Annotated in this window: 20 protein-coding genes; 11 read left to right on the top strand and 9 right to left on the bottom strand. The window is 66.3% G+C overall.

Annotated features, from left to right (window positions below; translation table 11 throughout):
• The first annotated feature begins 76 nt into the window (after nucleotides 1-76).
• From ruvC to AC56LV_RS18520, 8 genes are all read left to right on the top strand, one after another.
• Entirely contained in the window at nucleotides 77-616 is a 540-nt protein-coding gene (ruvC, locus tag AC56LV_RS18485) for a crossover junction endodeoxyribonuclease RuvC (protein ID WP_183556793.1), read from the top strand.
• A 15-nt stretch (nucleotides 617-631) separates the two neighbouring features.
• Entirely contained in the window at nucleotides 632-1,210 is a 579-nt protein-coding gene (gene ruvA, locus AC56LV_RS18490) for a Holliday junction branch migration protein RuvA (protein WP_482897339.1), read from the top strand.
• A 13-nt stretch (nucleotides 1,211-1,223) separates the two neighbouring features.
• Nucleotides 1,224-2,291 carry a Holliday junction branch migration DNA helicase RuvB gene (gene ruvB / locus AC56LV_RS18495; protein ID WP_499559782.1) on the top strand — a complete coding sequence of 356 codons (1,068 nt, stop codon included), beginning with the start codon at nucleotides 1,224-1,226 and terminating at the stop codon, nucleotides 2,289-2,291.
• Between the two features lie 95 nt (nucleotides 2,292-2,386).
• Complete coding sequence (locus AC56LV_RS18500) at nucleotides 2,387-2,638, top strand: hypothetical protein (RefSeq protein ID WP_499559784.1); 252 nt, start codon at nucleotides 2,387-2,389, stop codon at nucleotides 2,636-2,638.
• A gap of 6 nt (nucleotides 2,639-2,644) precedes the next feature.
• Nucleotides 2,645-2,893 carry a hypothetical protein gene (locus AC56LV_RS18505; protein ID WP_499559786.1) on the top strand — a complete coding sequence of 83 codons (249 nt, stop codon included), beginning with the start codon at nucleotides 2,645-2,647 and terminating at the stop codon, nucleotides 2,891-2,893.
• Between the two features lie 136 nt (nucleotides 2,894-3,029).
• Nucleotides 3,030-5,366: an ATP-binding protein gene (locus tag AC56LV_RS18510; protein ID WP_499559788.1), complete on the top strand. Its 2,337-nt coding sequence runs from the start codon at nucleotides 3,030-3,032 to the stop codon at nucleotides 5,364-5,366.
• Between the two features lie 20 nt (nucleotides 5,367-5,386).
• A complete protein-coding gene (locus tag AC56LV_RS18515; RefSeq protein WP_499559790.1) occupies nucleotides 5,387-5,830 on the top strand; it encodes a response regulator in 444 nt (147 codons plus the stop codon).
• The gene (locus tag AC56LV_RS18520) at nucleotides 5,821-7,521 is read left to right on the top strand and encodes a hybrid sensor histidine kinase/response regulator (protein WP_499559792.1); all 1,701 of its coding nucleotides are present in this window, start codon (nucleotides 5,821-5,823) and stop codon (nucleotides 7,519-7,521) included. The genes AC56LV_RS18515 and AC56LV_RS18520 overlap by 10 nt, the downstream gene beginning before the upstream one ends.
• A gap of 17 nt (nucleotides 7,522-7,538) precedes the next feature.
• Here AC56LV_RS18520 and AC56LV_RS18525 read toward each other — a convergent pair whose 3' ends face one another.
• From AC56LV_RS18525 to AC56LV_RS18555, 7 genes are all read right to left on the bottom strand, one after another.
• A complete protein-coding gene (locus AC56LV_RS18525; protein ID WP_499559794.1) occupies nucleotides 7,539-7,913 on the bottom strand; it encodes a hypothetical protein in 375 nt (124 codons plus the stop codon).
• 59 nt (nucleotides 7,914-7,972) lie between these two features.
• Complete coding sequence (locus AC56LV_RS18530) at nucleotides 7,973-11,071, bottom strand: efflux RND transporter permease subunit (protein WP_499559796.1); 3,099 nt, start codon at nucleotides 11,069-11,071, stop codon at nucleotides 7,973-7,975.
• Nucleotides 11,072-11,077: 6 nt separating this feature from the next.
• On the bottom strand, nucleotides 11,078-12,193 hold the full coding sequence (locus AC56LV_RS18535) for an efflux RND transporter periplasmic adaptor subunit (protein ID WP_499559798.1): 1,116 nt from the start codon (nucleotides 12,191-12,193) through the stop codon (nucleotides 11,078-11,080).
• 1 nt (nucleotide 12,194) lies between these two features.
• The gene (locus tag AC56LV_RS18540) at nucleotides 12,195-12,752 is read right to left on the bottom strand and encodes a hypothetical protein (protein ID WP_499559800.1); all 558 of its coding nucleotides are present in this window, start codon (nucleotides 12,750-12,752) and stop codon (nucleotides 12,195-12,197) included.
• A complete protein-coding gene (locus AC56LV_RS18545) occupies nucleotides 12,749-13,987 on the bottom strand; it encodes a TolC family protein (RefSeq protein ID WP_499559802.1) in 1,239 nt (412 codons plus the stop codon). The genes AC56LV_RS18540 and AC56LV_RS18545 overlap by 4 nt, the downstream gene beginning before the upstream one ends.
• A 79-nt stretch (nucleotides 13,988-14,066) precedes the next feature.
• Nucleotides 14,067-14,453, bottom strand: a complete 387-nt coding sequence (locus AC56LV_RS18550) for a hypothetical protein (RefSeq protein WP_499559804.1) — start codon at nucleotides 14,451-14,453, stop codon at nucleotides 14,067-14,069.
• 81 nt (nucleotides 14,454-14,534) lie between these two features.
• Entirely contained in the window at nucleotides 14,535-14,990 is a 456-nt protein-coding gene (locus AC56LV_RS18555; RefSeq protein WP_499559806.1) for a hypothetical protein, read from the bottom strand.
• A 248-nt stretch (nucleotides 14,991-15,238) separates the two neighbouring features.
• Here AC56LV_RS18555 and AC56LV_RS18560 point away from each other — a divergent pair, with 248 nt between their 5' ends.
• The 3 genes from AC56LV_RS18560 to AC56LV_RS18570 are packed head-to-tail and all read left to right on the top strand — an operon-like array spanning nucleotide 15,239 to nucleotide 18,790.
• Nucleotides 15,239-17,050 carry a CIA30 family protein gene (locus AC56LV_RS18560; protein WP_499559808.1) on the top strand — a complete coding sequence of 604 codons (1,812 nt, stop codon included), beginning with the start codon at nucleotides 15,239-15,241 and terminating at the stop codon, nucleotides 17,048-17,050.
• A gap of 16 nt (nucleotides 17,051-17,066) precedes the next feature.
• Nucleotides 17,067-18,188: a sensor histidine kinase gene (locus AC56LV_RS18565; protein ID WP_499559810.1), complete on the top strand. Its 1,122-nt coding sequence runs from the start codon at nucleotides 17,067-17,069 to the stop codon at nucleotides 18,186-18,188.
• On the top strand, nucleotides 18,185-18,790 hold the full coding sequence (locus AC56LV_RS18570) for a response regulator (protein ID WP_499559812.1): 606 nt from the start codon (nucleotides 18,185-18,187) through the stop codon (nucleotides 18,788-18,790). The genes AC56LV_RS18565 and AC56LV_RS18570 overlap by 4 nt, the downstream gene beginning before the upstream one ends.
• On the opposite strand, the gene AC56LV_RS18575 is transcribed toward AC56LV_RS18570, so the two are convergent.
• Together AC56LV_RS18575 and AC56LV_RS18580 are read right to left on the bottom strand one after the other, a co-directional pair.
• Nucleotides 18,757-19,281: a hypothetical protein gene (locus tag AC56LV_RS18575; RefSeq protein WP_499559814.1), complete on the bottom strand. Its 525-nt coding sequence runs from the start codon at nucleotides 19,279-19,281 to the stop codon at nucleotides 18,757-18,759. The two genes, AC56LV_RS18570 and AC56LV_RS18575, sit on opposite strands and share 34 nt — an antisense overlap.
• A gap of 61 nt (nucleotides 19,282-19,342) precedes the next feature.
• Nucleotides 19,343-19,684: an SMR family transporter gene (locus tag AC56LV_RS18580; RefSeq protein WP_499559816.1), complete on the bottom strand. Its 342-nt coding sequence runs from the start codon at nucleotides 19,682-19,684 to the stop codon at nucleotides 19,343-19,345.

Raw genomic sequence — 19,684 nt, forward strand, 5'->3', positions numbered from 1 at the left:
CTATTCAGACGCCGATCCCTGTGTTTTTGCACAGTATTTTTCCCACGAACACCCCCAGCCGGGGTAACATTCCAGCATGATTATTCTCGGCATCGACCCGGGCCTGCGCACGACGGGGTTTGGCGTCATTGAAAAACACGGCACGAAGCTGCGCTACATCGCTTCGGGCACCATCAAGACCGGGCTGGAAGGCGCCTTGCCGCCACGCCTGAAAGTCATCCTGCACGGCGTCAGCGAGATCATCGCGACCTACCAGCCGGCCTGTTCCGCCATCGAAAAAGTGTTCGTCAACGTCAATCCGCAATCGACCCTGCTGCTGGGCCAGGCGCGCGGCGCGGCCATCACGGCGCTCGTGGGCGCCGATCTCGATGTGGCCGAATACACGGCGGTGCAGGTCAAGCAGGCGGTGGTGGGCACCGGCCGCGCGGCCAAGCCGCAGGTGCAGGACATGGTTGCGCGGCTGCTCAAGTTGCCAGGTCTGCCGGGCAGCGACGCCGCCGATGCGCTTGGCGTGGCCATCTGCCATGCCCACACGATCGACACGCTGGCCCTCTTGGGCGCGATTGCGCCCGACATGATCGGGCTGCGCATGAAAAACAGCCGTCTCGTCTCATAACAAGGAATTCATTCGATGATCGGTCGTCTCTCCGGAACCCTGCTCGAAAAAGCGCCGCCGCACGTGCTGGTGGATTGCAATGGCGTCGGCTATGAAGTCGATGTGCCGATGAGCACGTTCTACAACCTGCCGCACACGGGCGAAAAAGTCGTCCTGTTTACGCACCTGACCGTGCGCGAAGATGCGCACCTGCTGTTCGGCTTTGGCAGCGCCGCCGAACGCGCGCTGTTCCGGCAACTGATCAAGATCACGGGCGTGGGCGCGCGCATGGCGCTGTCGATTCTGTCGGGCATGACCGTGGCCGAGCTGTCGCAGGCCGTCACGCTGCAAGAGACGGGCCGCCTGGTGAAGGTGCCCGGCATCGGCAAGAAGACCGCCGAGCGACTGCTGCTGGAACTGAAAGGCAAACTCGGCGCCGATATCGGCATGGTGGCCGGCGTGCCGCGCGACGACACGCAGACTGACGTGCTCAACGCGCTCGCCGCGCTGGGCTATTCCGACAAGGAAGCGCTGCTCGCGATCAAGAACATGCCAGCCGGCGCCAGCGTCTCGGATGGCATCAAATTTGCGCTCAAGGCGCTCTCCAAAGCCTGACCGGATGTAAGCAATGAGTATCCAGACCGACAACTTTACCGAACAGCGCGTGATCGACGCCGCACCGGCCTCGCCCAACGAAGAGGCGATCGAGCGCGCGCTGCGGCCCAAGCAGCTCGACGAATATGTCGGCCAGGAGAAAATCCGCGACCAGCTCGAGATTTTCATCACGGCCGCGCGCAACCGGCGCGAAGCGCTCGACCACACGCTGCTGTTCGGCCCACCGGGCCTGGGCAAGACGACGCTCGCGCACATCATCGCGCGCGAGATGGGCGTGAACCTGCGCCAGACCTCGGGCCCCGTGCTCGAGCGCCCGGGCGACCTGGCCGCCCTCTTGACGAACCTCGAGCCGAACGACGTGCTGTTCATCGACGAGATCCACCGCCTGTCGCCGGTGGTTGAAGAGATCCTGTACCCGGCGCTCGAGGACTACCAGATCGACATCATGATCGGCGAAGGCCCGGCCGCGCGTTCCGTCAAGCTCGACCTACAGCCGTTCACGCTGGTGGGCGCGACCACGCGCGCCGGCATGCTGACCAATCCGCTGCGCGACCGTTTCGGCATCGTGGCGCGCCTGGAGTTCTACAACGTCCCCGAACTGACCAAGATCGTGCTGCGCAGCGCCGCGCTGCTGGTGGCGCCGATCGACGAAGACGGCGCGCGCGAAGTGGCCAAGCGCGCCCGCGGCACGCCGCGGATCGCCAATCGCCTGCTGCGCCGCGTGCGCGACTTCGCGCAGGTGAAAGGCACGGGCGAGATCACGCGTGACATCGCCGACCGCGCCCTCAAGATGCTCGACGTCGACAGCGTGGGCTTCGACGTGATGGACCGTAAGCTGCTCGAAGCGGTGCTGTTCAAGTTTGCCGGCGGTCCGGTCGGCATCGGCAACCTGGCAGCCGCCATCGGCGAAGCGGCCGACACGATCGAAGACGTGCTCGAACCGTTCCTGATCCAGCAGGGCTATCTGCAGCGCACCCCGCGCGGACGCATCGCCACGCCGCTGGCATACCAGCACTTTGGCGTGACGGCGCCGCGCATCAGCCCGACGGGCGACCTGTGGGACAGTCTGCCGCCGGCTTGAAGATCGGCAGCACAGCCCCCAGTGACTTTGTGCGCCTTTTGCAGCACGTGCAGTGCCATATACTGCGTGTCTTGCAAACTGACGGCGATCCCGCAATGACATCCAGACTCGAACACACATGGTGGTTTGCCGCGCTGGTGAGCGCACTGGCCGTGTTGTCGACGGGTTTTCTGGCTCACAGAGCCGGGCTTGGCGTGCCACCCAGCGGCCTGGCCCAATGGATCATGTACGCCTTGTGCTTCTTCGTGTTGCATCGCGGGTTTGCATTCGCGGGCTGGTTGCTCGTGCTGGCGCTGGCGCCATCTAGCCGCTTGATGGAACGCTCCGGCGCGAAGTCGCCACGCTGAACAGCCATGGACGACATCAGCGTCTTGAAGGTCATTGCGGGCGTCTTCCTGCTCGTCTTCGGTGTCCCAAATCAAATCATCGACTACAAGCACCGCAAGAACAAAGACTATGAACCCGGCAATGCCTGGGGCTATTACGCCAGACTCGCCAGGGAAGGCAGCTGGGAGGGGCGCTTCATGATGTGGTCGGGTTATATCGGGATCTACGCCATCATCGGTGTCCTCGGCTATGGGTTTTACGTGCTGGCGAAATGAAGCGTAGCGCCTGACTTGTGTTGGCCGAAAACCATCGGTTTCCAGGCGCACACAACGAATATTTACCCTGTTCTCATGTAAGTGCTACTCTTCGCCCCTTCGTCTAGCAAACGGCCATGCGATAAAGAGTCACTCAATGAGTCGCAGCACCCTGCCGTTCCCCTACAGTATCAAGCGCCACGGCGTCTCCCTGTCCAACTGCGACGATGAACCGGTACAGACCCCGGGCTGCATCCAGGCGCATGGCTTGCTGCTGGCGCTCAGTCTTGACGACCTGATCGTGCGCCAGGCCAGTGAAAACTGGCCGCAGCGTACCGGCCTGGCCCTGAACCAGGTGCTGGACCAGGCACTGGCCGCCGTCGTCGGCCCGGATGCGGCGCAGCGCATCGTGCATGCGATGCGCACCGAAGTCCTGGAGCGCAATGCGCTGTACGTGCTCACGGCGCCGCTGCCCCATGCCCCTTGCCGCGACATCGCGATGGACTTTTCGGTCCACCAGGCCGACGGTGTCTTGATCGTCGAGATCGAGCCGGCCAGCCGCCCCGGCGACACGGTCGTGACCGACAGCGACTATTACTCGATGGTGAAAACGACGCTGGTGCGCCTGAAGTCGGCCAGCAGCCTGAGCGCCTTTTGCGATATCGCCGCCCATGAAGTGCGGCGCACGACGGGTCTGGACCGCGTGATGATCTACCGCTTCCACCGCGACGAGACGGGCGAAGTGATCGCCGATGCGCACCGCAGCGACCTCAATTCGTGGCTGGGATTGCGTTATCCGGCCAGCGATATTCCGGTGCCGGCGCGCGCCATCTTCAAGCGCATCGGCGTGCGGCCCTTGCCGGACGTGGACGGCGCGCTGATGGAGATCGCGCCGCTGCTGAACCCCGTGACGGGGCGGCCGCTGGACATGACCTATTGCGCACTGCGCGGCGCGTCCGTCATGTACACCGATTACCTGCGCAATATGGGCGTGGCGGCCACGCTGACGATGCCGATCCTGCGCGACGGCAGGCTGTGGGGCCTGATCGCCTGCCACCATTACGCGCCGATTGCGCTGCCCTATACCCTGCGCGCGGCCGCCGAATTTCTCGGCCAGGTCACCTCTCTTGAAATCGCCTCGGCCGAAGGCCGGGAACATCTGGAGTACCGGCTCAAGCTCGAGGCGGCGCACCATGCGGTGCTGGGCCAGGCGCTCGCCGACGGCAACTACGCGGCGCTGACCGATGGCACGCCCTCGCTGCTCGACGGCATCGACGCGGGCGGCGTGGCGGTGTCGGAGAATGGCCAGTGGAGCATGGCCGGCGCCACGCCAGATGCGCAGCAGCTCACGGCGCTGGCGGCCTGGCTGACGCTGCACAGCGCGCGCCTGGCCGATGGCGGCACGGTCATTGCGCTGGACGATCTGGGCCGCGCTTATCCTGATGGCGGCGACGCGCTCGGTTGCTGCAGTGGTCTGCTGGCATTCCCCATATCGCAGCGCAGCCAGGGCGACTGGGTCATCTGGTTCCGCCCCGAGCAGCTGCAGACTTATCGCTGGGGCGGCAATCCTTACGAAGCCGGCAAGGCGACAGGGGAGCACGGCGCGCGCCTGACGCCGCGTCAGAGCTTCGCCGTGTGGCAGGAAGAAGTGCGGGGCCGCGCCGAGCCATGGAAACCGGTCGAGATCGAGGCGGCCAAGAATTTGCGCCTGTTGATGCTCGATGTCGTCGTCGCGCGTGCCGAACAGCTGGCGGCGCTGAACACGGATCTGGTGCGCAGCAACGACGAACTCGACGCCTTTGCCTATGTCGCCGGCCACGACCTGAAAGAACCGCTGCGCGGCATTCACAAGTACGCCCACTTCCTGCTCGAAGAAACGAAGGCGGGCCGCCCGCTCGACGCGCAGGGCCGCGAACGCATCGACGCCATGCTGCGCCTCACGGTGCGCATGGACAGCCTGCTCGACGCGCTGCTGCACTTTTCGCGCGTTGGCCGACTCTCGCTCGAGCGCCAGCCGATCGCGCTGGGCGACGTGGTGGCCGAGGCGACCGACATGCTCGGCGCGAGTCTGCTGGGGCGCGACATCGACGTACAGATTCCAAGGCCGCTGCCGACGATCTCGTGCGACCGTATCCGCGTGCGCGAAGTGTTCGCCAACCTGATCTCCAACGCCGCCAAGTACAACGACAAGCCGCTGCGCCAAATCGAGATCGGCTATCTCGATCCGGTCGATGGCGCTGACACCGTCTCCACGTTCTACGTGCGCGACAACGGCATCGGCATCGATACCAAGCACAGCGAGCGTGTCTTCATGATGTTCAAGCGCCTGCACACGCGCGACGCCTACGGGGGCGGCAGTGGCGCCGGCCTGGCGATCGTCAAGAAGCTCGTCGAGCAGCACAATGGCCACAGCTGGTTCACGTCCGAAGTGGGCGTTGGCACCACGTTTTACTTCACGCTGGTCGGCGCCGGCATGAAACAGTCAAGCGCATGACGCCCCTGGTGCGGAGTGACTTGCCGCCCATTCTGGTCGTCGATGACAGCGACGACGATTTTGACACCGTCTCGATTGCCGCGCGGCGGGCCGGCATCGGCAACCTGCTGGTGCATGCCGTCGATGCCGACGCCGCCAGGCGCCTGCTGTTCGCCGTGCCTGGCGTGGACTATGCCTTCATGCTTCTGGACTGCAATCTGCCGGGTGAAGACGGCCTGACGCTGCTCGAAGAAGTACGCCGGCATCCGCAACGCCGCACGCTGCCCGTCATCGTGCTGACAGCCAGCATCAACCCGCGCGACCGGGACGCGTTCTATGCGGCCGGCGGCAACGCCTATCACGTCAAACTGGTGAACTTCGAGGACGGCCTGGCCAACCTCGAGAGCATCTTTCGCTACTGGCTGACGCACGTCGTGCTGCCGGGCGCGGACACATCATCGACTGGAAAACCCTTATGCCCGTGACCTGTGATACCGATCGTCCCTGGCGCATCCTGCTGGTCGATGACAATGCGCTGGACCGCGCCGAGGCAAAGGCGGCGCTGCTGGGCGGGCATGATCGCCGCTACCAGTTCGTCGAAGCGACGTCGGCGAACGAAGCGATGCATCTGTGCGCGAGTTCGGCGCCATTCGATTGCATGATTCTCGACTTCTTTTTGCCCGACGGCGACGCGCTCGACGTGCTGGCGCGCCTGCCGTGCGACGCCGACAGGATTCCGCACCTGCCCGTCGTGATCCTCACCGGCGTGGCCGGGACAGAGAGCCGCGCGTCGCTGCGCCACGGCGCCCAGGATTTCGTGGGCAAGGCCTGGCTGGGCCGCGAAAGCCTGACCTGGGCCGTTGAAAACGCGATCGAACGGCGCAAGATCGCGCGCGAAGTCATGGCCGAACGCCACCTGATGGATAACCAGCGCCAGTACCTGTTCGAGGCCGAACGCACGGCGCGCCTGGAAAGCGAACGGGTGGCGGTGCTGAAGGACGAATTTCTCGCCACGCTCAGCCATGAACTGCGCACGCCGCTGGCCGTGATCGTCGGCTGGGCCGGCGTGCTGCAACGCGCGCAGAACAACCCTGCCACCGTCAAGCGGGGTGTCGACGCCATCGCCCGCAATGCCAGCCTGCAGGCCAAGCTGATCAACGATCTGCTGGACATGAACCGCATCGTGACCGGCAAGCTGATTCTGGATCTGCAGCGGGTCGACCTGAGCGCGCTGCTCGATTCGGCCGCCGAATTCCTGCGTCCGCTCGCCATCGAGAAGGGCGTCGAGATCCGGATCGACACCCATGACGGCGCGCCGCTGGAGCTCGATGGCGACCCGGTCCGCCTGCAGCAGATCTTCGCCAATTTACTGGGCAACGCGCTCAAGTTCACCCCTGGCGGCGGCGCGATCACCCTGACTGCCCAGCGCCGCGCCGACGCGCAGGTCGCGGTGACGGTGCACGACAACGGCGAGGGCATCGATGCGTCATTCCTGCCACAGCTGTTTACGCGCTTCAGCCAGGAAAACAGCAAGGCGGCGCGCGTGCATGGCGGGCTGGGGATCGGCCTGTCGATCGTCAAGCAGTTGACCGAGCTGCACGGCGGCACGGTCAGCGGCGACAGCGCGGGCGTCGGCCAGGGCGCGACCTTCACGGTAATGCTGCCGCTGCGCGTTTTCGATGCGGCAGGCGACGACGCTGCCGGCATGGTTGCTGAAGCAAAAGCAAATGCGGAAGCCGACCAGCTGATGTTGATCGACCTGCACGGCGTGAGCGTGCTGCTGGTCGATGACAACGAAGACATCCTGGAGCTGAGCCGGCGCGTGCTGGAAGAGCGGGGCGCCGCTGTCGTCACCGTGAATTCGGTCGTGGCAGCGCTCGCGCAATTAAGCGCTGTGCGCCCGCAGGTGCTGGTCAGCGATATCAGCATGCCCAACCTCAATGGCTACGACCTGATCCGTACGGTGCGCAATGACATGCGGCTCGATGAATACATGCTGCCGGCCGTGGCGATGTCCGCGTTTGCGCGGCCACTGGACCAGCAGCGCGCCTTGCAGGCCGGGTATCAGGCGTATGTGATCAAACCGTTGCAGCCGCATCTGCTGATCCGCGCGGTGGCGCGGCTGGTGGGGCGGGGCGACGTGTCGCCCGTAGCACCGGCGTTGCAGCGCTACTGAGCCTGCCCGGCAAGACCCTACTTGACCGAGAACCGAACGCTGACCGTCTTCTTGTCGGCGAACGTGATCGCCGCGACGGTCTTGCTGCCGGCAGCAAGCTTCGGGTCACCCTTGACCACCAGCGTATTGCTGCCGCCGGCCACGAGCGGCAGTTCGGTCTTTTCCGTTCCTTTCAGGACGGTCAACGTGCCGGTCGCGCCGGCGGTCTGCTTGTCCTTGCCATGGTCGTCGACGTGGATGGTTGCGGCGCCATTGCTGGCCACCAGCTCGAACGACAGGTCGCCCGCACTCTGCACGATGCCGCCATGTTTTGCTTTCGCGCCGTGCGCGTGGACGTTACCCGACAGGATGACACTGGCCGCGAGGGCCGCTACTGCGAAGATCTTTTTCATTGTTTGCTCCAGAAAACGAAGGCGGCTCGGGATGGGCGCCGCCATATGGCCCTTGTAACTCACATCACGTCGCCACGCTCGTCGGCCAGCAACCGCTCCAGCGGTCGCCGGCCGACCTTCCAGAAGATGAGCGGTGTCAGCAGCGAATCGAGCAGCGTGGAACTGATCAATCCGCCAAAGATGACGACGGCAACCGGATGCAGGATTTCCTTGCCCGGCGCATCGGCCGCCAGCAGCAGTGGCGTCAGCGCGAAGGCCGCGACCAGTGCCGTCATCAGCACGGGCGTGAGGCGCTCGATCGAGCCGCGCACGATCATCGGCCAGCCAAACTGCTCACCCTCGAACTTGCACAGATTGACATAATGGCTGACCTTGAGGATGCCGTTGCGGGTCGCGATCCCGGCCAGGGTAATGAAGCCGACCATCGACGCCACCGACAGCGCAACCCCCGCGATCCACATGGCGATGACGCTGCCCACCAGTGCGAACGGGATGTTGCCCATGATAACGAGGGCCAGCGTGGTCGAGCGGTAGCGTGAATACAGCACCAGGAAGATCAGCACCAGCGACGCCAGCGACAGGCCGACGATCAGCTGCTGCGCCTGTTCCTGCGCCTGGAACTGCCCTTCGACGCTGATGAAATAGCCGCCCGGGAGCGCGCTGGCGGCCACTGCCTGGCGCACGTCGCCGATCACCCGCGCCATATCGGCGCCGTCGGTATTGGCGTAGACGACGATGCGGCGCCGGCCGTTCTCGCGCCCGATCTGGTTCGGCCCGTCGCTTTCCTCGACGGTGGCCACCGCGGACAGCGGAATCCGGCCTGCCGGCGCTGTCAGCATGATCCGCGCCAGATCCTGGGGTGTGCGGTCGGCGTCCGACAGGCGCACGACCAGATCGAAGCGGCGGGGGCCATCGATGACCTGGGTCACGCGCGTGCCTTCGGCCAGCGCCTGCAAGGCCTGCAGCACGTCGCCCGCCGCCAGTCCGTACTGGGCGGCCTTGCGGTAGTCGATCCGCACCTTGATCTGCGGGATCAGGACCTGCCGCTCCACCGACAGGTCGACCAGTCCCGGCACGCTCGCAAGGCGCGTGCGCAGGGTTTCCGCCAGGCCCCGGAGCGTGTCGATGTCGTCGCCGTAGATCTTCAGCGCCACCTGCGCGCGCACGCCAGAAAGCAGATGATCGAGCCGGTGCGAAATCGGCTGGCCGATCGCCACCGAGGCGGGGATCACGGCGAGCTGGTTGCGGATGCTGGCCATGATGTCTTCGCGGCTGCGTCCGGACAGCTTGAGGTCGACATCGATCTCGGACGAGTGCACGCCTTCTGCATGCTCGTCCAGTTCAGCGCGCCCGGTGCGGCGCCCGACCCGGGTCACCTCCGGTACCTGCGCGATCAGGGTCTCGGCCAGCGCGCCCATGCGGTTGGCTTCGGCCAGCGAAGTCCCCGGCGTGAAGGTCATCCCCATGACCAGCGAGCCTTCGTTAAAGGCTGGCAGGAACGCGCGCGGGAAGAACGGTACCGAGGCCGCCGCCGCAACCACGGCGACGAGCGCCACCGACAGCAGCATGCGGGTACGGGGCAGCGACCAGTTCAGTGCGGCGGTATCCCACTGCTTCATGCGCCACACGACCGGGCTGTCGCCACGATGCAGGCGCTTCATGCGCGGCAGCAGGTAATACGCGAGGGCCGGCGTGACGGTCATCGACACCAGCATCGATGCCAGGATCGACGTGATGTAGGCGATGCCCAGGGGGGCGAACAGGCGGCCTTCGATGCCGGGCAGCGCGAACAGCGGCACGAACACCAGCACGACGATGACGGTGGCGTAGACGATGCCCGAGCGCACTTCGACCGAAGCGTGCCAGATCACGTCCAGCACCGACTGGCCCGACCCGCTGCGCTGCTTCAGCCTGCGCACGATGTTGTCCACGTCGACCACCGCATCGTCGACCAGTTCGCCGATGGCAATCGCCAGCCCGCCCAGCGTCATCACATTGATGGACTGGCCCAGCAGGTGAAACGCCAGCGCCGTGACGGCCAGCGACAGCGGGATGGCGACCAGCGAAATGACCGTGGTGCGCACACTGAGCAGAAAAGCGAACAGCACGATGGCGACCAGGATCGCCCCGTCGCGCAGCGCCTCGACGACATTGCCAATGGACGCCTCGATGAAATTGGCTTGCCTGAACAGGACGACGGGCGGCGCGATGCCGGCCGGCAGTCCCTGCCTGAGCTCGGCCAGCGCCGTCTCGATGGCCTGCGTCAGCTTGACCGTGTCGCCCGCAGGCTGCTTCTGGATGCTCACGATCACGGCCGGCTTGCCGTTCAGGCCCGCGTCACCGCGCTTGAAGGCTGCCGCATAGCGCACGTTGGCGACCTGTTCGAGCAGGACGGGCGCGCCATTGCGGTACGCGACAGCAAGGCCTTGCAGGTCGTCCAGGCGGTTGGTGCGGCCCAGGTTGCGGATCAGGTATTCGCGATTGTTCAGGTCGACGAAGCCGCCGCTGGTGTTGGCGGCAAACCCGCGCAATGCGTCAGTGACCTGCGCCAGCGAGACACCGAATTGCGCCATGCGCGCCGTGTCGGGTTCCACGCGCAACTGGCGCACGTCGCCGCCGATCGGAATCACCTGCGACACGCCCGGGATCGACAAGAGGCGAGGGCGCAGGACGAAATCGGCGTACTCGCGCGCCTTCATCGGATCGGTTTTGGCGGTATCGATCGGCAGCGCAATCAGCATGATTTCGCCCATGATCGAGGATACCGGCCCCATCACGGGCGAGATCGCACCCGGCAGCTGCTCCTTGACGAGCGTGATGCGCTCGGACACGAGTTGCCGGTTGCGATACACATCGGTACCCCAGTCGAACTCGGCATACACGATCGACAGGCCGACGCCCGACACCGAGCGCACGCGCGTGACGCCAGGCATCCCGTTGAGCGCCGTCTCGATCGGGAACGACACGAGCTGCTCGACTTCTTCGGGCGCCATGCCGCCGGCTTCGCTCAAGACGGTGACCAACGGCTTGTTCAGGTCGGGGAAGACATCGACCGGGGTGCGCGTTGCAGTCACGGCGCCGTAGATCATCAACAGGAGGGCCCCCGCAAGGACAAACAGGCGGTTATGCAGGCTGAAACGGACAATGGCATTGAACATCGCCGGTCACCTGATCTGGTTGATCAGGGAAGTCCCGATGATCACCACCCTGTTGTCGGGACTGAGCCCTTTCGTCACGATGACGGTGCGTGCATCGAGCATCGTGGTCTCGACCGGCAGTGCAATGAAGCGCTGGGCGCCGGACTTGATCCAGACCACCGTTTCATTGGCCGGATTGCGCGCCAGGGCGGCCGCCGGCAAGGCAATGCCCTTGATCGTCGTGTCGAGTCTGGCCAGGACCGTCACCGGCTGCCCCACCGCCAGGCCGAGCGCGGCGCCGCGTGCCCGGAAACTGATCGGCACGGCGCCGTCGCGCAGGCTCAGTGAACCCCCGAGCAGCGTCAGTTCGGCATCCGGGGCGTCGACCAGCGCCGCGCCGCGGATCTTGCGCGCGATCGATGGGTCGGTCGTCAATGCCTCGATCACCATGCGTTGCGGATCGACGATTTCGAACAGGATGTCGCGCGACTCGACAATCTGGCCGGTCAGCACCGTAGCACTGGCGATGACGCCGCTGGCCGGCGCAACGATTGCTTGCGTGCCGCTGATCGAGTTGGCGACGGCGCGCTCTTGGCCGATGGTGCCCTGCAATTCGGCGCGGGCGGCTTCGATGTCCTTGGCCGGCACCACGCCTTCCAGCAATGCCAGGCGCTGCACCCGTTTTTCCAGTACGGTGCGGCTGGCACGCAGCGCGGCCAGTTGCGCCGCCTGGTTGCCACGCTCGATGGCGGCGCCCACAGGGGCAATCCGCGCCAGCAGCTGGCCCTTGACGACACGCTGGCCGGCGACCGGCAAGCCCTGCGGTCCAGGCGCAATCTGACCGGCAAACGGGGCTTGCACGCGGCCGCCGGCGTTCGGATCGATGGCAACGCGCCCGTTGAGCGTCACGCTGCGGGCGAACTCGCCTTCCTTGACCATCAGCGTGCGCACGCCCATGCGGCGCTGCGCCGGCTTCGGCACGTTGACGCTGCCATCCGGCAGGCGCGCCAGTCCACCGGCAGACTGGCTTGCCCCGCCGTCGAGATGCTCGCCGTTCGGACCATGTGCACCGGGCGAGGCGAGCAGGGACGTTGCCCACGCGGCGGCGATGATACCGACGAGAATACGGTGTGAAATCGTCATGTCAGGCTCCCTTGCGTTGGCGGCGGCGCGCCAGGAATACGGCGGCCACGGCAACCAGCGCCAGGGTGGCAGCAGCTAGCAGCCACCAGTGGCGGCCAGCGCCATGTTCGTGGTCGTGCGCATCGGCAGGCTCGGGCACCGTCAGCACGCCTTCCAGCAAGTCGCTTTCTTCGCCGGCGAGCAAGGTAAACAGCAGCGGGTGCGCGCCCGGTGTCGACATCGCGGCCAGGAACGCCGGATCATCGACCGCGTAGTCGCCCTGGTCGGCATGGAACGTTGCCTTTGCCTTCAGTTGCTTGTACTGGACCTCGAGCGCGCCGTTCAGGACCGGCTCGTTGGTCTCGTAGCGATCGATCATGATCGACAGCTCGCCACCGGACAGGTGACCGAGCAGCTCGAACGATTCGGTGAAGGTGTCGATGCGCGGCACGGAGACGATGGCACCGGTGGCCGTTGCCTGGCCGTCCAGGTGCTCGCCATTGGGGCCGTGGGCCCCAGGGCTGGCACAGGCGGGCGACGTGATCAGCATGGCGATCAGCAGCAGATACAGGTGTTTCATGGAAGGATTCCCAAAGCTTGATTAAGGGAGGCATGCGCCAGGCCGAGTGCAACGCGTTGCTGCGCCACGGCGACGTCAGCCTCGTGTGTCAGGGCATGCGAGCGCAGCAGTTCTGCAAGGCCACGTTCGCCATGCTGGAACGCCTTGGCAAACAGCGCCGTGTGTTCATGCAGCGCGGCCGCGCGTGCGTTGGCGGTGGCAAGGGCAAGGCGGGTGTTCGCCAGGCGCTCCCGCGCGACCTCGACGTCTGCGGCGGCGCTGGCGTGCACCTGCGCCGCTTCGGCGGCCGCTGTCGCGATGACCGTGCTGGCCTGCGCTTCGATGCTGCGATTGCGTCCTGCGCTGCCGAGCGGGATCTGTAGCGCGATGCCGATGCTGCGCGCGGGTTCGCGCAGAGTGCGTTCATCTTCGCGCCGCATTGACAGGGCCACCGTCGGCGGCGCCGCGCGGCTCGCCTCGGCCAGGCGCAGCGACGCCCGCGCACGCCCCTCGGACGCCTGCGCAGCCTGGAGCCTCGGGTTGGCAGGCGCATCGGTGTCGTGCAGCGGCTCCGGTTCAAGCGCGGGCAGTTCGGTCAGGCCGGTCAGGACCCGATACCGTGCCAGTGCGTCGGCGGCGGCTGTACGCGCATGCAGGACCTGCACCCTGGCGGCGAGCACTTCCTGCTCTGCCAGCAGAGCGTCGCTGCGGGCAAGGTCGCCCGCCTTCACGCGCCGTTGCACTTCTTCGGCCAGTTGCTCCAGATGCTGCACATGGCCTTCCCGTTCATCGAGCATGACCCTGGCGGCGGCCGCTTCCCACAGGCGACTGCGCACCAGACCGGCAATCTCGAGGCGCGTGGCGCTCAGTTGGGCGGCGATTTCTTCGGTGCTGCGTTCGGCGAGCGTTTCACGCGCCTGCTTCTGGTGCGGCAGCCAGATCGAGGTCGACACCGACAGGTCGGATTCGCGTTGATCGCGTCCGGACGCACCGGTGTCATTGCGCCGCGACAGTCCGAGGGTCGGATTGACGGCCAGGCACGACCCGGCCAGGCCGCGGGCCGCGGCGGCTTCGTCCTGACGCGCTTCCAGTGTCCGCGCAATGGGTGCGCGGCGCCAGGCGCTGTCGACGGCTTGTTGTAGTGTGGTGCCGACCGGAATCGGCTTCGCTGGTGGCATTGCCGGCGCTGCCCCTGCCACGCATTGAAGCGCGAGGCCGGCACCGGCAAGGTAAAGCGACACGCGAATAATGCGCATGTGTTCTCCATCGGGTGATATTGACGATCACCGGGGGCGAGCACACCGGCGCGACAGGCGTCGCGCCGTTATCTTGCGATCATGCGTGCAGCGGCCCCCCGGCAGCTTGGCCGGGGGCGGGGGAAGGCGGTTTTGAGGGGCCGTCGAGGAACGGCTCCGGCATGGGCTGGATCACGTGGGACACGAGCTTCGAGACCAGTTGCTCGGGTGGGACAGGCAGCAGTGGCAGGCCGAGGCCTGCCGGTTGGAGAGATGACGCATGTTCTTGCGCGTAATCGCGCGACGCGTCGGAATCGTCGTAATGGATGGTTCCGTCGTCGACGTGGTGGTGGTGAGAAATACCCTGATCATGTTCGACTTCATGCACCAGCGATGCTGGACTGGCGACCGACGGCATGCTGCCCTGCATGGCAAAGCCATGCATGGGCAGGCACAGCAGCAAGAGGATGTGAAGAATCCGACGCAAGGAAATCACCAGTGGGTTTTTGCGAAGTATAGCAGCAGATTTGCCGTGCAATGGCGTAGCGGCGACTTGGCCGCACCACGTTCAGGGCAGCGACGCCAGCTGGCGCTCAGCGCGCCAGCGCAGCCAGGCCTGCGTCTGCGCGCGCAGCACCGGATAGACGAACGTCAGGTACAGCGTCAGCGTGAAGCCAAGCAGCACGCCGGCGGTCCACATGAAGGCAGGCGCGGCGCCGCGCCACAACAACGCGGCGCAGAACGCAAGCGGCACCGCCAGCAGCAGCCCAGCCAGTGCGCGCAGCAGGCCAGAGCGGCGCAGCAGATGCCCGGCCATTCCGGTAACGAAGAAGGCGCCCGCGCCGAGCACGAGGCAGGCCAGCGTTGCCGCCGCCTTGCCCGCGTGCGGCGGCATGGCGCCGGCCGGCAGCACGATCGCCGGCGCGACGAGTACCAGCATGCCGGCGGCAAAGCACAGCAGCCGCAGGATCGTCATGGCGATTTTTCGCGCGGCAAAGTTGACAGGGACGTTGTTCTGGCTCATACGAGATCGATTGCATTATTCAGCCAGCACGGCAGTGTGACAAAGATAGCACACAGGCAATATTGCGGTCTTAATTACTGTCTTTGGCACACGACAGATTTGTCCTTGTTTTGCCGTGAATGTGTCGTTCAGATGTAGCGCGGACGTGGTCACATATGACAGTTGTCATCCGATAGTGATGGCAAGTGCGCCTGTCGGCATGCCAGCCCGATCGCCATACTGGTTTCACACCAACCCGTGAGGAAACCATGTCCACCATCGTCGCAAAAGCGGCACTTGCCGCTGCCGGTCTGTCCCTCTCCTGCCTGGCGCTGGGCGCTGCCACCCTGGTCCAGGACGTGCGCGTCTTCGACGGCAAGGCCGTGCACGAACGGCGCTCGGTGCTGTTCGAGGATGCGCGCATTGTCGATGCGGATTTTCGCGGGCCGGCCCCGGCAGGGGCGCGCATCGTCAAGGGGGCCGGACGCACGCTGCTGCCGGGCCTGATCGACGCCCACACCCACGCGTTCAGGCAATTCGACCTGCCGGTGCTGTTTGGCGTGACGACCCAGATCGACATGTTCACCGCCGTACCGGTCATGCAGGACGCCAAACGCAGCATGGCCGCAGGCAGGCATGCGGGGCAGGCCGACCTGTTCTCGGCTGGCACCCTGGCCACCGCGCCGGGCGGTCACGGCACCCAGTTCGGCGTGCCGATCCCGACCCTGAGCAGCCCGGGCGAGGCGCAGGCCTTTGTCGACGCCCGCATCGCCGAAGGCTCCGACTTCATCAAGATCGTGCTCGAAGCAGGCGGCCATGGCGCCGGCGCGATGCAGTCGCTCGACATCGCGACGGCCACCGCGCTGATCGAGGCGGCGCACCAGCGCGGCAAGCTGGCCGTCGTTCACGTCAGCACCGAATCTGACGCCCGCGCCGCGCTCGCAGCCGGCGCCGACGCGCTGGTCCATCTGTTCCTGGGCGCCACGCCCGATCCAACGGCAGTCGACAGCCTGACCAGGCTGGCCAAACGCAAGAACGCCTTCGTGATCCCGACCTTTACCGTCATGGAAAGCATGGCCGGCGTGCGCGGCGACGACTTGCTGGGCGATGCGGATCTGGCGGCGCTGGTCGAACGCGAGGGCGCGACGACCCTCAAGGCGCGCTACGGCCAGCAGGCGCGGCCCCAATTGCTGGCCATGCCGAAGGCGGTCACGGTCGCATTGGCCAGGGCAGGCGTGCCAATCCTGGCCGGCACCGATGCCGGCAATGCCGGCACGCTGTACGGCATCAGCATGCACCGCGAACTGGCTGCGCTGGTGGAGGCCGGTTTGAGTCCGACCGCCGCCCTGGCCGCCGCCACCAGCGCACCAGCCGCCGCCTTCCGGCTGGGCCGGCGCGGCTGTATCGCCACAGGCTGCAAGGCTGACCTGCTGCTGGTCGAGGGCGACCCGACACGCGACATCACGGCCACGCGCCGCATCGTCGAGGTGTGGAAAGACGGGCAAAGCGCGAATGCCCTGCGCGATGCCAGGCGTGAACGGGTCGCGCAAGAGCGCGGCGGATCGACGCGCCAGGACTTGCCGGCCGATGGGCGCATCAGCCAGTTCAGCGCGGCGAAACTTGCCAGCCCGTTCGGCAGCGGCTGGATGCCATCGACCGACCAGTTCGCCGGCGGCAAGTCGACCGTCAAGCTCGACGTGCTGCCAGCGCTGCCCGACGGGCAAATCCCGCTGGCGGTGCAGGCCAGCGTCGCCCCCGGCCTGCCGTATGCGTGGTCGAGCGTCGCCTTCATGCCCGGCGCGCAGCCGATGCAGCCGGCCGACCTGAGCGCGGCCCGGGTCTTGCGCTTCAAGGTGCGCGGTGACGGCAAAACCTACCAGGTGATGATCATGGGCGCGGCCAATAACCGGCCGAGCAGCGTGCCATTCGTCGCCGGCCGGGAATGGGAAGACATCAGCGTCCCGCTGTCGGCCTTTGCCGGCATCGATCCGGCGGCGGTTGCCATGCTAGCATTCAGTGCCGGGCCACAGCCGGGCGAGTACCGCTTCGAACTCGCCGACGTGCGCCTGCTGGCGCAATAACGATCACGGAGTCACGATGACAACGACCTTCAGGCAGGTGCTGGCGCGGCCGTGGATGCCGGCCGATTACGGCGCATTGCAATACATGTGGCTGCTGTCGCTGGGCTACCTGTTCTGGAAGTTTTATTATATGGCGCCCGGCGTGGCCGAGGCGGTGCTGCTGGCGCTGACCATCATCCTGTTCGTGCCGCTGTACTGCGCCAGCTTCTGGCCGCGCGGCTGGCGCGTCGGCGCCTGCGTGGCAGCCACCTGCCTGATCGGCGCAGCCTGGGCGCCGTGGAATCCGGGCGCCGCCTGCTTCTTCATCTTCGCCTGCGCCATGTGCGCGCGCATTCACGGTACGGGCCGCGCCGTGGGCGCGATGCTGGCCGTGATCGCCGGCGGCGCGTTCGTTGCCTTGCTGCTCCCGCAGATGCGGATGGTGTTCCTGCTGCCGATCCTGATGGCCGGCATCCCGGTCGGCCTGTCGTGCATCATGGATGCCCGGCTGCGCGCGTCGCGCACGCTCCTGATGCGCAAGCAGGAAGAAGTCGAGCACATGGCGCGCATCGCCGAGCGCGAACGCATCTCGCGCGACCTGCACGACCTGCTGGGTCACTCGCTGTCGATGATTGCGCTCAAGGCCGAACTGGCGCGCAAGCTGGCGCGGCGCGACCTGGCTGCCTGCGAGCGCGAAATCGCCGACATCGAAACCAATGCGCGTGGTGCGCTGGCCGAGGTGCGCGCCGCCGTGACGGGGTTTCGCCACAGTGGCCTGGTGCAGGCGCTGGCCAGTGCGCGCGCCAGCCTGCTGGCGGCCGATGTGATCCTCGACGAGCGCATCGAGCGCATGGACCTGGCGCCGGCGGCCGAACACGTGGTGGCGCTGGCCGTGCGCGAAGCCGTGACGAATATCGTGCGCCATGCAGGCGCGTCGCGCTGCACGCTGAGCCTGGTGCAAGAGCAGCAGGATGGGCAGACGCACGCCGTGCTGCGCGTGCTCGACGACGGCAAGCTGCGCAGCACGGATACCCTGCAGCAGGGGAATGGCCTGGCCGGCATGCGCGAACGGGTGGCGGCGCTGGGCGGGCGCTTGTCGCTGCGGGCCGGCGCCGGCCTGGCGCTCGAACTGCACGTGCCGTCGGGAGCATCGGCATGATCCGTATCCTGATCGCCGAAGACCAGACGCTGGTGCTGGGCGCGCTCAGCGCGCTGCTGCGGCTCGAACGGGATTTCGACGTCGTGGGTGGCGCCGCGGACGGACGCGCGGCGCTGGCGCTGTGCGAGCGCCTGGTGCCGGACATCGTGCTGACCGATATCGAGATGCCGCACATGACGGGCCTCGAACTGGCGCAGGGCCTGGTTCAGCGCAAGCTGGCCTGTCGCGTCGTGGTCGTGACCACGTTTGCGCGCAGCGGCTACCTGCGCCGCGCGATGGAAGCGGGCGTGCGCGGCTATCTGCTGAAAGACGCGCCGGTCGATGCGCTGGCCGCGGCAATCCGCGTCGTGCATGGCGGTGGCCGCGCAATCGCGCCCGAACTGGCATTGGAGAGCTGGAACAGCGGCAGCGATCCGCTGACCGAGCGCGAGCGGCAGGTGTTGCGGCTGGCAGGGGAAGGGCGCAGCAGCAGCGAGATCGCGCGCCAGGTGCATCTGTCGGAAGGCACTGTGCGCAACTACCTGTCCGAGGCGATCAGCAAGCTGGGGGCCGGCAACCGCGTCGAAGCCTACCGGTTGGCGCGCGATGCCGGCTGGTTGTAGTCGTCGGCGTTGCCGCGGGGCCGGCTCAGCTGGTTCCAGGCAGGTGTTTTACCGCCGCGCCGGGGCGGCGCTGGTGGCTGCGGCACGTGCATCAGCGGATAGATGAAACTGCAATAGAGCACGACCGTGTGGATCAGGAAGAACGTGCATAAATAGACCATCAGCATATTGCTGCCGTGCCAGATGACAATGCCGCTGGCGCCAAATGGCACCATCAGCAGCAGCGCCGCGAACGAGCGCAGCATGGCGTCGCGCCCCATGCGCTGCCCCGCCATCGCTACCAGGAAAAACCCGCCCGAGCCCAGTGCCACACCCACCAGCACGATGTAGGGTTCGAGCCAGTCCGGGATGCCATGCGCTGTCGAGGCCAGAAGCGCAGCCGGCAGCAGGATGGCGAACACGCCGGCCGCCATGCTCAGGAGCCGCAGCACGCGCATTTCGCGCCCGCGAAAGACGGGGCGTGCGGTACGCGTGATCGGGGTGGGTGTCATGGTGCGAATGATCGGGATGGGGCCGGGTGTAACGTCCGGGAGCACGGCGCGGTTGACATGGTCAGTGCCCGACGCTTTTTGAAAACAGGTTAATGACCAGCACGCCGGCGATGATCAGGGCCAGGCCGGCGATGGCCGCCAGATCCAGGGTTTGCTTGAAATATAGCCAGCTGACGATTGAAATGAGCACGATGCCCACGCCCGACCAGATTGCGTAGGCGATGCCGGTTGGCAGCACGCGCAGGCTGAAGGTGAGCAGGTAGAACGACAGGGCGTAGCAGCCGACCGTGATCAGGCTGGGCAGGGGACGGGTAAAGCTGTCGGAAGCTTTGAGGGCCGTGGTGCCGATCACTTCTGCAACGATGGCAAATCCGAGATAGAGGTAGGCGAGGTTCAGGGTCAT

It is taken from the genome of Telluria sp. RB2R28 (assembly GCF_059685835.1).

Coding starts and splice junctions, on each gene's coding strand:
- ruvC (WP_183556793.1), top strand. CDS start 77: ATGATTATTCTCGGCATCGACCCGGGCCTGCGCACGACGGGGTTTGGC.
- ruvA (WP_482897339.1), top strand. CDS start 632: ATGATCGGTCGTCTCTCCGGAACCCTGCTCGAAAAAGCGCCGCCGCAC.
- ruvB (WP_499559782.1), top strand. CDS start 1,224: ATGAGTATCCAGACCGACAACTTTACCGAACAGCGCGTGATCGACGCC.
- AC56LV_RS18500 (WP_499559784.1), top strand. CDS start 2,387: ATGACATCCAGACTCGAACACACATGGTGGTTTGCCGCGCTGGTGAGC.
- AC56LV_RS18505 (WP_499559786.1), top strand. CDS start 2,645: ATGGACGACATCAGCGTCTTGAAGGTCATTGCGGGCGTCTTCCTGCTC.
- AC56LV_RS18510 (WP_499559788.1), top strand. CDS start 3,030: ATGAGTCGCAGCACCCTGCCGTTCCCCTACAGTATCAAGCGCCACGGC.
- AC56LV_RS18520 (WP_499559792.1), top strand. CDS start 5,821: ATGCCCGTGACCTGTGATACCGATCGTCCCTGGCGCATCCTGCTGGTC.
- AC56LV_RS18525 (WP_499559794.1), bottom strand. CDS start 7,913: ATGAAAAAGATCTTCGCAGTAGCGGCCCTCGCGGCCAGTGTCATCCTG.
- AC56LV_RS18530 (WP_499559796.1), bottom strand. CDS start 11,071: ATGTTCAATGCCATTGTCCGTTTCAGCCTGCATAACCGCCTGTTTGTC.
- AC56LV_RS18535 (WP_499559798.1), bottom strand. CDS start 12,193: ATGACGATTTCACACCGTATTCTCGTCGGTATCATCGCCGCCGCGTGG.
- AC56LV_RS18540 (WP_499559800.1), bottom strand. CDS start 12,752: ATGAAACACCTGTATCTGCTGCTGATCGCCATGCTGATCACGTCGCCC.
- AC56LV_RS18545 (WP_499559802.1), bottom strand. CDS start 13,987: ATGCGCATTATTCGCGTGTCGCTTTACCTTGCCGGTGCCGGCCTCGCG.
- AC56LV_RS18555 (WP_499559806.1), bottom strand. CDS start 14,990: ATGAGCCAGAACAACGTCCCTGTCAACTTTGCCGCGCGAAAAATCGCC.
- AC56LV_RS18560 (WP_499559808.1), top strand. CDS start 15,239: ATGTCCACCATCGTCGCAAAAGCGGCACTTGCCGCTGCCGGTCTGTCC.
- AC56LV_RS18565 (WP_499559810.1), top strand. CDS start 17,067: ATGACAACGACCTTCAGGCAGGTGCTGGCGCGGCCGTGGATGCCGGCC.
- AC56LV_RS18570 (WP_499559812.1), top strand. CDS start 18,185: ATGATCCGTATCCTGATCGCCGAAGACCAGACGCTGGTGCTGGGCGCG.
- AC56LV_RS18575 (WP_499559814.1), bottom strand. CDS start 19,281: ATGACACCCACCCCGATCACGCGTACCGCACGCCCCGTCTTTCGCGGG.
- AC56LV_RS18580 (WP_499559816.1), bottom strand. CDS start 19,684: ATGACCCTGAACCTCGCCTACCTCTATCTCGGATTTGCCATCGTTGCA.